The sequence below is a fragment of the Paenibacillus oralis genome (assembly GCF_003863965.1).
In the GTDB taxonomy this organism is placed as follows: Bacteria; Bacillota; Bacilli; order Paenibacillales; family Paenibacillaceae; genus Fontibacillus; species Fontibacillus oralis.
This window is the reverse complement of the sequence record NZ_RRCN01000001.1, coordinates 7,278,210-7,293,110: the sequence shown is the minus strand read 5'-3', so window position 1 is coordinate 7,293,110 and position 14,901 is coordinate 7,278,210. Positions and strand designations below refer to the sequence as shown.

General features: G+C 54.3%; 13 protein-coding genes. 11 read left to right on the top strand and 2 right to left on the bottom strand.

Annotated features, from left to right (window positions below; all coding sequences use genetic code 11):
* The first annotated feature begins 42 nt into the window (after positions 1-42).
* Genes EHV15_RS32320 through yajC form a run of 4 tightly spaced genes read left to right on the top strand, consistent with a single transcriptional unit; the run spans position 43 to position 4,704 of the window.
* Entirely contained in the window at positions 43-2,139 is a 2,097-nt protein-coding gene (locus EHV15_RS32320) for a SpoIID/LytB domain-containing protein (RefSeq protein ID WP_246061854.1), read from the top strand.
* Positions 2,140-2,147: 8 nt separating this feature from the next.
* Positions 2,148-3,176, top strand: coding sequence for a tRNA preQ1(34) S-adenosylmethionine ribosyltransferase-isomerase QueA (gene queA / locus EHV15_RS32315; RefSeq protein WP_128634873.1), 1,029 nt, complete (start codon positions 2,148-2,150; stop codon positions 3,174-3,176).
* 24 nt (positions 3,177-3,200) lie between these two features.
* Positions 3,201-4,340, top strand: a complete 1,140-nt coding sequence (gene tgt / locus EHV15_RS32310; protein ID WP_128634872.1) for a tRNA guanosine(34) transglycosylase Tgt — start codon at positions 3,201-3,203, stop codon at positions 4,338-4,340.
* 40 nt (positions 4,341-4,380) lie between these two features.
* On the top strand, positions 4,381-4,704 hold the full coding sequence (gene yajC / locus EHV15_RS32305; RefSeq protein WP_128634871.1) for a preprotein translocase subunit YajC: 324 nt from the start codon (positions 4,381-4,383) through the stop codon (positions 4,702-4,704).
* A 50-nt stretch (positions 4,705-4,754) separates the two neighbouring features.
* Here the strand turns inward: yajC and EHV15_RS32300 are convergent, their stop codons facing one another.
* Positions 4,755-5,147, bottom strand: coding sequence for a TIGR04086 family membrane protein (locus EHV15_RS32300; protein ID WP_128634870.1), 393 nt, complete (start codon positions 5,145-5,147; stop codon positions 4,755-4,757).
* A 254-nt stretch (positions 5,148-5,401) separates the two neighbouring features.
* On the opposite strand from EHV15_RS32300, the gene EHV15_RS32295 reads away from it, so the two are divergent.
* A complete protein-coding gene (locus tag EHV15_RS32295) occupies positions 5,402-6,106 on the top strand; it encodes a DUF421 domain-containing protein (protein WP_128635658.1) in 705 nt (234 codons plus the stop codon).
* Positions 6,107-6,127: 21 nt separating this feature from the next.
* On the opposite strand, the gene spoVB is transcribed toward EHV15_RS32295, so the two are convergent.
* Positions 6,128-7,711 carry a stage V sporulation protein B gene (spoVB, locus tag EHV15_RS32290; protein WP_128634869.1) on the bottom strand — a complete coding sequence of 528 codons (1,584 nt, stop codon included), beginning with the start codon at positions 7,709-7,711 and terminating at the stop codon, positions 6,128-6,130.
* A 195-nt stretch (positions 7,712-7,906) separates the two neighbouring features.
* Between spoVB and EHV15_RS32285 the strand changes: the two genes are divergently transcribed.
* From EHV15_RS32285 to EHV15_RS32260, 6 genes are all read left to right on the top strand, one after another.
* Positions 7,907-8,164, top strand: coding sequence for a post-transcriptional regulator (locus EHV15_RS32285; protein ID WP_128634868.1), 258 nt, complete (start codon positions 7,907-7,909; stop codon positions 8,162-8,164).
* 101 nt (positions 8,165-8,265) lie between these two features.
* The gene (gene secD / locus EHV15_RS32280; protein ID WP_128634867.1) at positions 8,266-9,519 is read left to right on the top strand and encodes a protein translocase subunit SecD; all 1,254 of its coding nucleotides are present in this window, start codon (positions 8,266-8,268) and stop codon (positions 9,517-9,519) included.
* A complete protein-coding gene (gene secF / locus EHV15_RS32275) occupies positions 9,509-10,402 on the top strand; it encodes a protein translocase subunit SecF (protein WP_128634866.1) in 894 nt (297 codons plus the stop codon). Before secD ends, secF begins: the two co-directional genes overlap by 11 nt.
* 111 nt (positions 10,403-10,513) lie before the next feature.
* The gene (locus tag EHV15_RS32270; RefSeq protein ID WP_128634865.1) at positions 10,514-11,470 is read left to right on the top strand and encodes a cation diffusion facilitator family transporter; all 957 of its coding nucleotides are present in this window, start codon (positions 10,514-10,516) and stop codon (positions 11,468-11,470) included.
* Positions 11,471-11,532: 62 nt separating this feature from the next.
* Positions 11,533-13,941 carry a single-stranded-DNA-specific exonuclease RecJ gene (gene recJ / locus EHV15_RS32265; protein ID WP_128634864.1) on the top strand — a complete coding sequence of 803 codons (2,409 nt, stop codon included), beginning with the start codon at positions 11,533-11,535 and terminating at the stop codon, positions 13,939-13,941.
* A 255-nt stretch (positions 13,942-14,196) separates the two neighbouring features.
* Positions 14,197-14,709, top strand: coding sequence for an adenine phosphoribosyltransferase (locus tag EHV15_RS32260; RefSeq protein ID WP_128634863.1), 513 nt, complete (start codon positions 14,197-14,199; stop codon positions 14,707-14,709).
* Positions 14,710-14,901: the final 192 nt, after the last annotated feature.

Here is a 14,901-nt window from a genome sequence, read left to right as displayed (position 1 = left end):
CGGCAAATCGATAGCATCGCATCATAGAGAGGAGAATCGCGTTTGAGAGGGACGAAACGGGCAATCACATTCAGCAAATGGGGAAAAGGAATCGCAGCCGCTCTGCTGCTGACTACAGCGGTACAATTTCCGGGGGTTGCCGGCGCTGCGGCTTCCGAACAAGTTCGCGTAGCCATGTACCTGGATCTTGGCAGCACCTACAGATCGACCGCGCCGGCGGTAACGCTGAAGGCGGAAGCGGCCGCGGAAGCGGGCATCTTAACTGGCGGGGAGTTTGAGCCTTGGCTGGAAATGGCCGCAGCCGAAACCTCCCGCTTTAGCGTCAACGGCTTTAAAGTGAAGGCGCTGGAAAGCGCCGATTGGGGAACGGTCGCCGCCGCGGTCAAAAAACTGCAGGGCACCGCCGACAAACCGGTGGCCTACGCGGTTGATCGGCCGGACGGCACGGTTTACCGGATTTATACCGGCCCGTACGCCAGCGCGGCCGAGGCCCTGACAGCTGCCGGCCGGGTCAGTCAGTCCTTATCCGGCCAGCTCCTAGGCCAAAAGCCAAGTGTGCGGGGGCCTTATTACATATCGGCCGGCCTTTTCGGTTCACGGAATGAAGCCGAATCGCTAGCCAAAACGTTGAACGGGCAGGACATCGAGGCGTTTGCGGTCATGACCGGCCCGCGAAAGTATGCGGTGTGGATCGGGGGGATGTCCAGCGTGGCCGAACAAGCGACATTGCAGGCCGAGCTGGCCCTAACCGAGCCGCAGCTGTTTTTAACCCCTGTGGATATGGTGACGCCTGCTATTTTGCTGCATAATGATGTTTCGCTCGCTTTGGGCGCTCCGAATGGGGCCGCGCATTACGAACTGTACGGAGAAGGGGCCAAGCTGATGGTCCGTGACAATAAAGACAACTCGGCGATTAAGGTCGTCGAGCGTTCCGAACGCAGGTACCGGGGCGATTTTGAAATCAGTAAAGTGAACGGGCAGTTGGCGCTCGTTAACGTGCTGCCGCTCGAGCAATATTTATATTCGGTCGTATCCGCCGAAGTACCGTCTTCATGGCCGCAGGAAGCGCTCAAGGCGCAGGCGGTCGCCGCCCGCAGCTACGCGCTGTACAATGCCGAATTGAACAAGTATAAGGTCGCGGGTTTGGTGGATACCACGTTAAGCCAGGTTTACAACGGCGTGGATCAGGAGGCGGACAGCGTCGTGAAAGCGGTCGAAAGCACCGCCGGCGAAGTGCTGGAGGTAAGCGGCAAAGTGGTTGAAGGCCTGTTCTCATCCAACAGCGGCGGCGTCACCGCCGATGCCGCGGAAGTGTGGAGCAACGTCAATCCGATTTACGCCAGCGTGAAGAGCGAAGGTGACGAGTCCGCCCAGGCTTCTTTGAAATCGTGGTACCAGATTCTGCTCGACAACGGCAAAACCGGGTATGTCCGGGAAGACAACGCCAAGATCGCGGGAACGAACGCGGCCGGGCTGGAGCTATTGACCGTGACGGCAGACAACGTGAACGTGCGTCCGCTTCCCCTGATTCAATCCGACGCTGATCCAGTGGCGAAACTAAGCCCGGGAGATAAGGCCATCGTGCTCAGCAAGGTGGAGGAGTCCAGTTCCTATGCTTGGATTCGGGGGCCTTACACCTCCGATCAGCTGTCAAAATCGCTAAAAGGCAAAACGGCGGCCGAAGCGCCTTCTCCGATTACGAGCCTGGAGGTTACGCAAAGAGGAACGTCCGGAAGAGTGACGCAAATCAAAGCGAACGGCCAAGTTTTGGACGTTAAATATCCGGATTCATTCCGATCCGCCTTAAACGGCTTGCCCAGCACCCTGTTTGAAATTGTTCCAACCGGAAGGTATACTGTTCAAGGTGCCGGAGAGGCCACCGGTTCGGCCGCTTCTGACGCGGCGGTTTTATCCGCTTCCGGAAAAACGTCCTTGAGCGGCGGAAGTATGGTGGTGCTGGGCGCGGACCAAACGGCCCGGGTCATCGACAAGAGCAACGCTTTTCTGTTTGTCGGCCGCGGAAACGGCCACGGGCTCGGATTATCTCAATGGGGAGCCAAAGGAATGGCCGACGCCGGGTATGATTACCGGGAAATATTGCAACACTACTACCAAAATGTAACTATCGTTAAGGAATGAGCAGAACAATGAATGTAGATATGTACGACTTCGATCTTCCGGAGGAACTGATTGCCCAAACTCCGCTTCCGGAGCGGAGCGCTTCGCGACTCTTGACATTGAACAAGGAAACCGGAGAAATCCGCCATCATAGTTTTTCCGCTATTTTGGATTATCTTCATCCCGGCGATACGCTTGTGCTGAACGATACCCGCGTGATCCCGGCCCGGTTGTTCGGGGTCAAACAGGATACCGGCGCCAAAGCGGAAGTGCTGCTTCTGAAAAACCTTGGGGAAGACCGCTGGGAAGCCCTGGTCAAGCCCGGGAAAAAACTAAAGACGGGCGCGGTGATCGTTTTTGGCGATGAGCTGCGGGCGACGGTGGAATCGGAAGCGGACATGGGCGAGCGGGTGCTGCGTTTTTTTTACGAAGGCATTTTCAACGAAATTTTGGATCGCTTGGGCCAGATGCCCTTGCCGCCTTATATCAAAGAAAAATTGGACGACCGCGAGCGGTATCAAACCGTTTATTCCAAACACGAAGGCTCTGCGGCGGCGCCCACGGCCGGGCTCCATTTTACCGAGGAGCTGCTGGAGCAGGTACGGGCCAAAGGGATCAACATCGCGTTTGTTACGCTGCATGTCGGCCTTGGCACATTCCGCCCGATGTCGGTGGAGCGGGTCGAGGATCATGTCATGCATGAGGAATATTACGTGCTGCCGCAGGAGACGGCCGACATCATCAACGAGACCAAAGCCAAGGGCGGCAGAGTCGTTGCCGTAGGAACGACGTCCGCGCGCACGTTGGAGACGGTCGCTCAAGCGTGCAAAGGCGGTCCGATTGTCCGCAGCAGCGGGTGGACCGGGATTTTCATTTACCCGGGTTATGAATTCGGGCTGGTGGATGCTATGCTGACGAATTTCCATCTTCCGAAATCAACGCTTGTTATGCTGGTCAGCGCGCTGGCGGGACGAGATCATATTATGGCCGCCTACAAAGAAGCGATCGCGATGAAATACCGCTTTTTCAGTTTTGGCGACGCCATGTTTATTTATTAAGAAAGAAGAGGACGGTTGATTAGAGTGGCAGCAGCAATAACGTATGAACACATAAAAACCTGCAAGCAGTCCGGGGCGAGACTGGGCCGCGTGCACACGCCGCACGGGTCGTTTGATACTCCGGCATTTATGCCGGTCGGTACCCAAGCCACGGTTAAAACGATGAGTCCCGAGGAATTGAAGGAGATGGATGCGCGGATTATTTTGAGCAATACGTACCATCTTTTTTTACGGCCAGGCCACGAGATTATCCGCGAAGCGGGCGGACTGCACAAGTTCATGAACTGGGATCGGGCGATTCTGACCGACAGCGGAGGTTTTCAGGTGTTTTCGCTGGCCGAAATGCGTAAAATCTCGGAAGAAGGCGTGCATTTCCGCTCCCATTTGAATGGCGACAAGCTGTTTATTTCTCCTGAAGTGGCCATGGAAATCCAAAACGCCCTGGGCTCCGATATTATGATGGCCTTTGACGAATGCCCTCCTTACCCGGCAGAGTACGAATATGTGAAAAAATCGACGGAACGCACCACGAGATGGGCCGAGCGCTGTCTGAAAAGCCATGCCCGTCCGCATGATCAGGGCCTGTTCGCGATTCTGCAGGGCGGCATGTACAAAGAATTGTGGGAACAAAGCGCGCGCGATTTGACTTCCCTGGATTTTCCGGGGTATGCTATTGGTGGACTAAGTGTAGGCGAGCCCAAGCAATTAATGTATGAGATGCTGGAACATGCCGTGCCTCTTTTGCCTGCGAACAAACCGCGGTATTTAATGGGTGTCGGTTCGCCTGATGCATTAATTGAAGGTGCGATTCGCGGCGTCGATATGTTTGACTGCGTTCTGCCGACCCGCATCGCCCGCAATGGCACGACGATGACTAGCCAGGGCAGACTGGTGGTACGGAATGCCCAGTATGCCAAGGATTTCGGACCGCTTGATCCCGAATGCGATTGCTACACGTGCCGAAATTATTCCAGGGCTTATCTTCGCCATCTGATTAAAGCGGACGAAACGTTCGGGCTTCGGTTAACTACATACCATAACCTGCATTTTCTCATTAACCTGATGAAAAATGTTCGCCAGGCCATCATGGAAGACAGGTTGCTTAGTTTCCGCGATGAATTTTTCGAACAGTATGGGTTGTTCGGCAATGAAAAAGGATTTTAAAAGTCCGTAGTTTGTTTTTTGAAAGGGGGGAACGCGCAAGATGTTTCAGTTTGCAGCAGCAGGAGGAGCCGGAGCAGCCGGAGGCACAGGCTCTCTGATCCAGATGATTATCCCGTTTGTTATCATGATCGCCGTATTTTACTTTTTGCTGATCCGTCCTCAAAAGAAAAAGCAGCAGCAGCGCAACACCATGCTGAATCAGCTGAAAAAAGGCGACAAAATCGTCACGATCGGCGGCCTGCACGGTACGATCATGGAGATGACGGACGATACGGTCGTCATCCGCGTCAACGACGTCACCAAGCTGACGTTTGACCGCAGCGCCATCAGCCACAGCGTTAATACGGAGTCCGACAGCAAATAATCGAAACAAAAAGGGTCTTAGCCATTTTCCGGCTTAGGCCCTTTTTTCATTCACTTCCGGTTTAAATTCACCCCGATCATTCCCCCAAATGCCCCGATGACAAGCCCCGGCGCCAGCAGGATGCAGTCGCGCAGGGTCAGCGACGTGTCGAGGGCGAGAAAGCTGATAAGCAATAGCAGCACAACGTACAACAGACCGGTCAGGCCACCCTTGTACCAGCCTTTCTGCTTCGCTCTTTTTCCGGATACGATGCCGCCGAACAACACGGCGATGCCATGAACGAGATAGGTGTACAGCGCAAGCTCGGGCTCCTCCAGCATTTCGCCTTGCAGCAGCAGCGACAAAACCAGAGCCCCGATCATCATCCATAAGAAAGCGTACCAAAGTCCCGAGACGGTAGGCTGCGAAATCCGAAAACTAAATAATTTGCGGATGAAATGCATAAGGCCATCCTCCTGTCCTCTTATTACCACCATTTTATGGTCAAGCCCATGCAGTTATTACCGCGTAGCACCGATATTTTTGGAGAGGTTGATCAAAAGCGACCTTTTTGAACTACCTCTAAGGAAGATTCTTGCAGGCAATCCGCTTTTTAGTTCCATGTTACACCGCATGGAATGGAGAAGCGGCGGTCAGAATACCCAGTACCATGTTCTGTTCGATCTTTTCATGAGGAGGGATTGCCGTGGTCGATGATATGCTGCCCCATGTCTTTCGAACCGTTCTGATGTATATTACTGTATTTGTCGTGATGCGAATCATGGGAAAAAGAGAGGTCGGTAAGCTATCGATTTTTGATCTGGTGATTTCAATCATGATTGCGGATATTGCCGTATTTGCTTTGGAAGACGTCAAAAAACCGCTCTATGAAGGAATTGTCCCTATGGCCACGCTCGTACTCATTCAAATCGGCATGGCCATGCTGTCGCTCCGCTTCCGCAAGCTGCGGTTATGGCTTGACGGCAAGCCGAGCGTCATCATTCATAACGGTAAAATCAACCGCGAGGAAATGAGAAAGCAGCGGTACAATCTGGACGATCTGCTCATGCAGCTGCGTGCCAAAAAGGTCGACAGCGTAGCGGACGTGGAGTTTGCCGTTCTGGAAACGAGCGGACAGCTAAGCGTTTTCCCCAAGGACAAATCCGGCAATGCGGACAATAGCGGGGGGCGCAAAAACAAGGAGAGCGCGTCCATCGTCTCCAAAATTAAATATGAAGAGCTGCCGCTGCCGCTGATTATGGACGGCAAAGTGAACGAAGAAAACTTGCAAAAGATCGGAAAAACCAGATTTTGGCTGAAAAATCAAATTCAGTCCAAAGGGCTTAGCGATTTTAAACTGGTGTTTTTCTGCAGTATCGATCATAATGGCAAACTGTATATCAACCCTATGGATGAAACGTGAAGAACCTAAACCTAAGCCGCATCAGCGGCGGAACCACTTGCCCAGGAACGGCAGCCGTTTCAGGTCGTGCAGGTCAAACAGCCCCATGACGCCGGCCAGCGCGAGATACAAGATTCCGGAGGCCGCCGCCGCGGCGGTAAATTGGACTGCCGGGACGGAAGCGAACGGCAGGCGGTTCATCGCGTAATGAGCCGCTGCGGCCATAATGACCATGGCGGCGCATACTTTGGTGAAATCCAGATATGGCAGCGAATAGCGGAGCATGCGGGCCACGCTGTATCCGTGCATGAGCGTCACGACGATAAAATTGACGACAATGGCGATGATGGCTCCATAAATGCCCAGGGACGGATTGGAGGCGAGATACAAGATCAGCGATATTTTGATGACGGCTCCGGTCAGGGTGTTGATCAGGGCCCGCCCCGGCTTGTCTAAAGCTTGGAGCGTCGCCTGCAGCGGCGCCTGCGCGTAGAGGAACAGCGCAAACGGAGCCATCGTCTTCAGCATTCCGGCGATTTCGGCGTTGTCGTAGATGATCAGGCAGAGCGGCTCGGCCATCACGTACATGATCGCGGCAAACGGGGCGCCGGTGACCAGTGCAAGCCGGAGCGATTGATGCAGCCGCAGCTGAATCGACCGCATATCCCCGCGAGCCTGGGCTTCGGCCAGCGAAGGAACGAGCGAGACGGCCAAAGAAGACGTCAGCGCCCCGGGCAGCAGCAGCAGCGGAATAACCATGCCTTGCAGCGCCCCGTATTGGGAGGTGGCCACGGCGACGCCGATTCCGGCCATCGCCAGGCTTCGCGCTGTCGTGATGGATTCCAGCAGGTAGGACAGCGAGCCGACGAGCTTGCCGCCGGTAACCGGAATCGCAATGCGCAAAATCCGGCGCAGCAGTTTGCCGAGCAAGGGTTGTTTCTCCGGGTCCGGATTGCCCGGCGTTTCCTGGGCTTCGGTTTCCTTCCGCTCACGCCGTTTGAGCTGGCGGTACTGCCATAACAACACGCCAAGCCCGACGATTTCCCCGGCCACGACGCCTAGCATTGCTCCCGCCGCGGCGTACGCCATCCCCATCGGCAGAAGCAAATACGCGAACCACAACGTGCAGACGATGCGGGCCACCGTTTCCATAATGGAGGAGACGGCGGACGGAATCATGTCCTGCTTGCCCTGAAAATAACCGCGAAAAACGGAAGAAACGGCAACGATGACGATCATCGGGCTCATCGCGACAAAGGTATGGTAAACGCGGGCATCCGTAAGGATATAACGGCTTACCCAAGGCGCCCCGAACAAGCATAAAAAGGTGAACAGAAAACCCGCCGCCGTCGTGAACACCAGGCTCGTCCGCAAAATGGCGCGGGAACGCCCCGGATTCCCCGAGGACTCGGCTTCGGCCACCAGCTTGGCGACGGCCAAAGGAATCCCTCCGGTAATGATCGTTACGATTACGAGGAAGAAAGGATATCCAAGCTGATAAAGTCCTACCCCTTCCGCCCCGATCACGCGGGGCAGCATAATGCGCGGAATGAAACCAAGGAGCCGGTTGACGATTCCCGCCACCAGCAGAATCATCGTTCCTTGGATGAAGGTTTGTTTGTTCAAAGTGCTTCCCTCTCTCCCGGAAATAGCTTCGCCGATAGTTTTTTTCTTGGGGGTTATTCTATGGATATGTCCTACCTGTACAAGTTCATGACTTGTCTTTTCGGAAGCTTTTAAAATTGGAAAAAGTCAGTAGAGGCAGGAATCGGTAAATTGGAGTAGAATGTATTAAGACGGGGGTTGAAGGGGGCAGAAATCGTGGCTGAAGAGGAATTGACGGAACAAGAGTTGAACGAGGCGATAGAAAGCCTATGCCGCAGCAAAGCGGAGGAATTCAGATTGATCGGTTACGAGCATGTAACCGGGCCTGAGATTTGGGAATGCGTCAGTCAAAAATATGAAAAAGAAGGCATTCCGCCAATGCACCAACTTGTCAACGATATACTTTCCTTAAAAGTGACCCAATTTATGAATTATATGACGATTTCCGCATACCGTGGATCCCGTCTTATATGAGGCTGGGGTCTTTTTTTCGTCAAAATTTGATAAATTGACTCGCTTTTCAGGCATCGCTATAATAGGAATATTGAGAATTTGAAAGGGGAACGAAGTACGGGATGAAAAGAATCATCGCATTCATAACCGTCGTGGTTGTCTCGCTCGGGATTATGGGCTGGACAAGCCCCGGCCTGTTGAAAAACGTACGTCTCGGCCTGGATTTGAAAGGCGGCTTTGAAATTTTGTATGAAGCATCGCCGCTGGAAGGCGGAGGAGCGGTGACGAGGGCATCGCTTCTCAAGACGGCGCAAAGCCTGGAGGACCGGGCGAACAAACTGGGGACAAGCGAACCGGAAGTCACGACCGAAGGCACCAACCGGATTCGCTTGAAGCTGGCCGGTGTCACCGATGAGGCAACGGTGCGCAAAACGATGAAAGAGCCTGCCTCCCTTACATTCCGCAGTAAGGACGGTACGGAGAAGAACCCGGACGAGTACAACAAGATCGAAATGGTTGGTACGGATTTCGTCGAAAACGGGGCAAAACTGGAATACACCCAGATGAACGAGCCGGTTGTCAGCATTAAAGTGAAAGACAAAGAAAAGTTTGCGGAAATAACCAAGCGTTTGCTTGGAAAACCACTGGCGATTTTCATGAACGACCAGCTGATATCGGCTCCCGTGGTTCAGGCGGTGCTGACGGACGGCTCCGCGCAAATCAGCGTTGGCGGAGACTTAAACGAAGCCAAGGAGCTGCGCGACCAGATCAATCTCGGCGCCCTGCCGCTGAAATTGACCGAGAAATATTCGCAAAGCGTAGGCGCTACGCTGGGCATGCTATCACTGCAACAAACGATTGAAGCCGGGCTGATCGCTTCCGTGTTCATCTTGTTGTTTATGATCGGCATGTACCGGGTTCCCGGGCTGATCGCCTCGCTTACGCTTATCATTCATACCTGGCTGCTTATTCTGGTGTTCGTGTGGGCGGACTTTACGCTTACCCTGCCAGGGATCGCGGCTTTAATTCTCGGGATCGGGATGGCGGTCGACGCCAACATCATTACCAATGAACGGATCCATGAAGAAATGCGTTCCGGGAAGAGCGTTATGTCCGCCGTGAAGGCAGGCGACAAGCATTCCCTGCGTACGGTTCTCGATTCGAATATTACGACCATTATCGTTGCCGCGGTAATGTACTGGTTCGGCACCGGCGCGGTAAAAGGTTTTGCGCTCGTGCTGATCGTGGAAATCGTGCTCAGCATCGCCACGAATGTGTATCTCTCCCGCTTCCTGCTGAATCTGCTGCTTAAGGCGGGCAAGCTGTCGAAACCGAAGTATTTCGGCGTAAAGGAGCGTGATATTCGTGCGCTTTAATAAAAACCTGGACTATGTGCATCTCAGCAAGTACTTTTATATTGCGTCGATCGTCTTGACGATCGTTGGTCTCATCTGCCTATCGGTGTTTGGCTTGAATTACAGCGTCGATTTTAAAGCGGGCTCCAATGTGGACATCTCGCTTACAAAACCGCTGACGGCGGAGCAAGTAAAACCGGTCTTGGACAAGCTCGGCATTGCGGAAGGCACGACGATCAGCCCGGGCGAGGACCGGATGAATATCCGCTTTACACAAGTGCTTAGCGATGATAACGATGCGCAGCTGAAAAGCGAAATCTCGAAGCTGGACGACAAAGCCTCCTTTGAAGTCAATACGGTCGATCCGGAAATGGCCCGGGAATTGGCGCGCAACGCAATTTACGCCGTGCTGATTTCCTGTATAGGGATCATCATTTACGTCAGCATCCGTTTTGAATGGCGGTTTGCTCTTGCCGCGATCGTGGCCTTGCTGCACGATGCGTTTATGGTCATCGCGGTTTTCTCCATTTTCCGATTGGAGGTCGATTTGACCTTTATCGTCGCGGTATTGACGATCATCGGTTATTCGATCAACGATACGATCGTTATCTTCGACCGGATTCGCGAGAACTTGCGCTTTTCCAAGCTCAAAACGCGGCAGGATCTTGTTGAATTGGTCAACCACAGCGTAGCGCAGACGATTATGCGTTCCTTATATACCGCGCTTACCGTGTTTGTGGCCGCCTTCTTCCTGTTCCTGTTGGGCGGCGAGTCGATCAAGATGTTCTCGCTCGCCATGGTCATCGGCCTGCTGTTCGGAGCTTACTCTTCAATCTTTATTGCCAGCCCGCTCTGGTTTGTCTTTAAAGGTACGCAAAAGAATAAACCGGCTAAAGCATCCTAAGCGGCTTTTTGAAGATATCTAGCCATCGGTTGGTTCAAAAAAGAGCCGCGTCGATTTAAGACGCGGCTCTACCATTCTTCATCAGTTTTTACATGGTTTTAGGAGGTCATTATGAAACGCGAACATGCTGCCTTTTCCGATTCCGCCGCTTGGCTCAGCATCGTGAGTCATATTGCGCTCGCCATCTTCAAAGGGATGGTGGGGCTATGGTTTGACAGCCGCGCGCTGCTGGCTGCCGCTTTGCATTCCGCTTCGGATGCCGCGGCCGAGATCGCCGGCAAAGTGGAGTGGCCCGGTCTGAGGAAGCGGAGAGCGCTGCACGCGGCATATGCCGGGAGAGAAAGGGCGGAGCCGCTGCTCGCGATCTTTTTTTCCGTGTTTCTGCTTATGGGCGGACTGCAGATGATGATTGCCGCCATATCGAATATCGCCAGAGGTGAGCTCCAGCCTCCGGAAGTGATGGCCGGAGTTGCCGTCGTCGTTTCATTTGCCCTGAAGGAAGCGGTGTTCCAATTCCGTTTTCGCCAGTCGCGGAAAGAGGAGCCCAAAACCGCACAGTCGCTGATTGCCACGCACCGTTACTCTCTCTATTCCTCCGTGGCTGCGTTCATCGGCGTCTTTGGCGCGGTAGCCGGTCAGGCGATGGGGGTTCAGGAATTGCTTTATCTTGATCCTGCGGCCGCCTTTTTCATCGCTTGTCTCGTCTTTTGGCGAGCGTACCGCCTGATCAGGGAATCCCTTTACGGACAGCTGGTTTCCGCCATTCAAGAGGAGGATGCCGCTTCTTTTATCGAGACGGTGCAACGGGTTCACGGCGTGATTGCCGTCGATGAGCTGAAAGCGCAGGAGAACGGGCATTACGTCACCGTGGACGCCAAAATCAGCGTGAATCCGCGGATCACGGTCATGGAAGCCAACGACATCGCCAACCGCGCCAAAATGCTGCTGCTCAACCGGTTTTCCCATGTGAGCGACGTACGGATTCAAGTGGCGCCTTACGACGCCGGTTATCCCTATAAGAGCAACACGGAGGAAAACGGCAGCGATCTGCCGAATTTACTGCAATGACACTGGCCCTGAGTAAAAGACATTAATGAAGTTCAACTTCTAGAAAGAAGGTGACGCCACCTATGCTTCATTCCAAGTATCGCTGGGACCCGCTTCCCGCGGACGAAGAAGCTGCCCGCTTGCTCGCCGAAGGGCTTCATCTCTCCCCGCTTATAGCCTCGCTGCTGGTCACGCGGGGGATTGCGAAGCCGGAGGAAGCGGAGCTTTTTTTGCAAGGAACGGTCGCCGATCAACATGATCCGATGCTGCTTAGCGGCATGAAGGAAGCGGTTCCGAGAATCCGCCGCGCCGTCGAAAACGGGGAGCGGATTCTAGTCTGCGGAGATTACGACGCCGACGGGGTGTCCTCGACGACGCTGATGATTTGTCTGATGCGCAAGCTAGGCGCTACATATGAATACTATATTCCGCATCGCACCAAGGAAGGTTACGGTTTACATATTCCGGTTCTGGAGCAGGCTAGGCAGAAGGGAGTTACGCTGGTCATTACCGTGGATACCGGCATCAGCGCGGTGGAACAGATCGCTTATGCCCGTGTGGCGGGCATGGACGTGATCGTGACGGATCATCACGAGCCGCCGGCGGTGCTTCCGGAAGCCTATGCCTTAATTAATCCGAAGCTCCCCTTTTGTCCTTATCCGTTTAAGGGATTGGCCGGTGTCGGTGTCGCTTTCAAACTGGCCAAAGCGCTGCTTGGAGATGACACGCCGGAATGCTGGACGGAGCTGGTTGCGCTTGGAACGATTGCCGACCTGATGCCGCTGGTTGGAGAAAACCGTATGCTTGTCCGCGCCGGACTCGCCGCGATGTCGCGATCCGCCTTCCCGGGGATGACGGCCTTGCTTGGGACGGCCGGTTGGTCCAAAGGCGAAGTGACCTCAACGGCGGTTGCTTTCGGGCTGGCGCCGCGCATCAACGCCAGCGGGCGCATGAGCCACGCGGACCGGGCGGTGGCCTTGCTGACCGCGGAGAACGCGGACGAGGCCGAAGCGATTGCCGAGGAGCTCGATGTGCTCAACAAGGAGCGGCAGATGCTGGTGGAGAGCATGGTGCAGGAAGCGCTGCTGCAGCTGGAACAGCAAACCGGTGACACGGGTTTGCCGAATATCATCGTTGTGGCCGGCGAAGGCTGGAATGCCGGAGTCGTAGGCATCGTAGCCTCCAAGCTGCTGGAGCGGTACTATCGTCCGGCGATCGTGCTTGGCATCAATCCGGAAACCGGCGAATGCAAAGGCTCCGCCCGCTCCATACCCGGTTTCGATATCTACGAGGGGCTAACCGATTGCGCCGATTTGCTCGGCCATTTCGGCGGCCATCCGTCGGCGGCGGGCATGTCGCTGGCGCGCGGCAACCTGGCCGAGTTTTCGCGGCGCCTAAATGCCTTCGCCGCAGACAAGCTTCGGCCGGAGCATTTTGTACCCGTGATTACGACCGATTTGGAATGCTCGCTTAAGGAGATCACGTTATCGGCCATCGAGGAGCTGGAAAGCCTGGCTCCGTTCGGGATGGCCAATACGTGCCCGCGCCTGCTGATACGCGGCGTAAAACTGGTGGAATGCCGGCAAATGGGCAAAGACGGCAAACATTTGAAGTTGGTTGTCGGACAAAACGGAAAAACCGTGGAGGCTGTAGCCTTCGGCAAAGGAGAGCTTGCGCCCCTGCTGGCGGAAGAAGCGGTTTTGGACATGGTATGCGAAGCCGGAATCAACGAATGGAACGGCTCGCGCAAGCCACAGCTGATGATTCAGGATCTTGCGGTTTCCCATCTTCAGGTGTTCGACTACCGCGGTTCGCGGAATCCGGCTACGCAATTGGAGCAGCTTAAGAGCACGCTTGTTCACCTGCCGGCGAATGAACGGGACAACCCCGCCGTGATTGCGGCGGGCTTGGGCTCCCAATTGCTTCAGCTTGGCGATTTGAAGGACACCTCAGTTTGGGTATATGATAAGGACGATGGCGCCATACCGGGGAACGCCTTGGCGGAATCGGCGGGCGCGAACGGCGTTACGACGTTGTTTGTGATTGAGCTTCCGGATTCCTCAGAAGGCTGGAGCCGGATGATGAACGCGTTTGTTTCACTGGAAAGGATCTATCTGCTTCATCCGCTGCGCTCGCCGCAGGAAAGGATCGAAACACCGTCCCGCGATCATTTCAAGCAAGTTTACGGACTGCTGCTCAGAACCGCTGGGCAGGCCCTGCGCGAGGAAGAAATGATGGCGGCGCTGCTGAAACGGACCGGCTGGTCGCGGCGGATGCTGGAGTTAACACTGGGCGTGTTCGAGGAGCTGGGTTTTATTTCCCGGACGTCTGGAACCATCACCGTCAACCCTTCTCCTTCCAAACGGCCGCTGGAAACCTCAAGCCGTTACCGGGAGCTCGGGCTGCTCGCCGAAATGGAACAGATGCTGCTTCATGCCGGGGTTCCGGAAATTACCGAATGGATGTTAACCCGTATGCGCGGGGCTTCATAAGTGTCTATCGGCGTATTGTTAAAGAACGGAACAAGCTTATTTTATAAGTTGAACTAAGGAAAGAGCGGGATATAGGCAAGAGTGTGAAATGATGCTGAAGAAGCGCCAGCGTTCGCCTTTGTGAGCGGATTTCTTCCTTGTTGGAATCTAAAAAATCATCAGAAATCCGCGAACAACAGTGATCGTAAGAACATTTCACACGGCTGTCCTAATCCGTACAATCAATAGTTCAACTCTACCTAGGAGGAGATTGAATTGGACTATAAAAATTATATCCGGGTGATTCCTGATTTTCCCCAGCCCGGGATCAGCTTCAAAGATATCACGACCTTGCTTAACGACGGTGCCAAATACCAGCAGGCCATCAACGATTTGAAGGAGCTCGTTGCGGGCCTGAAAATCGATCTCATCGCCGGGCCGGAAGCGCGCGGTTTTGTCGTCGGGGCGCCGCTCGCCTATGCGCTTGGCGTTGGCTTCGTGCCGATCCGCAAAAGCGGCAAGCTCCCTTACAAGACGATTGAGGTGGAATACGATCTGGAGTACGGGAAAGACCGGCTGGCGATGCATAGCGACGCGGTGAAACCCGGCCAAAACGTGCTGATTGCTGACGATCTGCTGGCGACGGGGGGAACGATTTCCACTTCCGTTAATCTTGTGCGCGAGTTGGGCGGTAATGTGATCGGCACGGCGTTTTTGATCGAGCTTAGCGAATTGAACGGCCGGGCCAAATTGCCGGGCATTGAAGTATTCTCCCTTGTAACTTACTAAAAATGAAAAAAGGCCGAGCAGGATAGATTCCTGACTCGGCCTTTTATTAGCTCAATGATGGAGCGCGGGGCTCCCACCAAATGCAAAAATACAGTTGCTGCGAAAGCTGAGTTATTAAATTCAAAATAGCGGTATTTTATGTTCCTATTATCTGAGCCATGCAGATTGATCCGCAATAGGGGAATATTTTGG

Bases quoted from the DNA above. Each gene is read 5' to 3' on its own strand.
- queA (WP_128634873.1), top strand. From the start codon at position 2,148: ATGAATGTAGATATGTACGACTTCGATCTTCCGGAGGAACTGATTGCC.
- yajC (WP_128634871.1), top strand. From the start codon at position 4,381: ATGTTTCAGTTTGCAGCAGCAGGAGGAGCCGGAGCAGCCGGAGGCACA.
- EHV15_RS32300 (WP_128634870.1), bottom strand. From the start codon at position 5,147: ATGCATTTCATCCGCAAATTATTTAGTTTTCGGATTTCGCAGCCTACC.
- EHV15_RS32295 (WP_128635658.1), top strand. From the start codon at position 5,402: ATGCTGCCCCATGTCTTTCGAACCGTTCTGATGTATATTACTGTATTT.
- secD (WP_128634867.1), top strand. From the start codon at position 8,266: ATGAAAAGAATCATCGCATTCATAACCGTCGTGGTTGTCTCGCTCGGG.
- EHV15_RS32270 (WP_128634865.1), top strand. From the start codon at position 10,514: ATGAAACGCGAACATGCTGCCTTTTCCGATTCCGCCGCTTGGCTCAGC.
- recJ (WP_128634864.1), top strand. From the start codon at position 11,533: ATGCTTCATTCCAAGTATCGCTGGGACCCGCTTCCCGCGGACGAAGAA.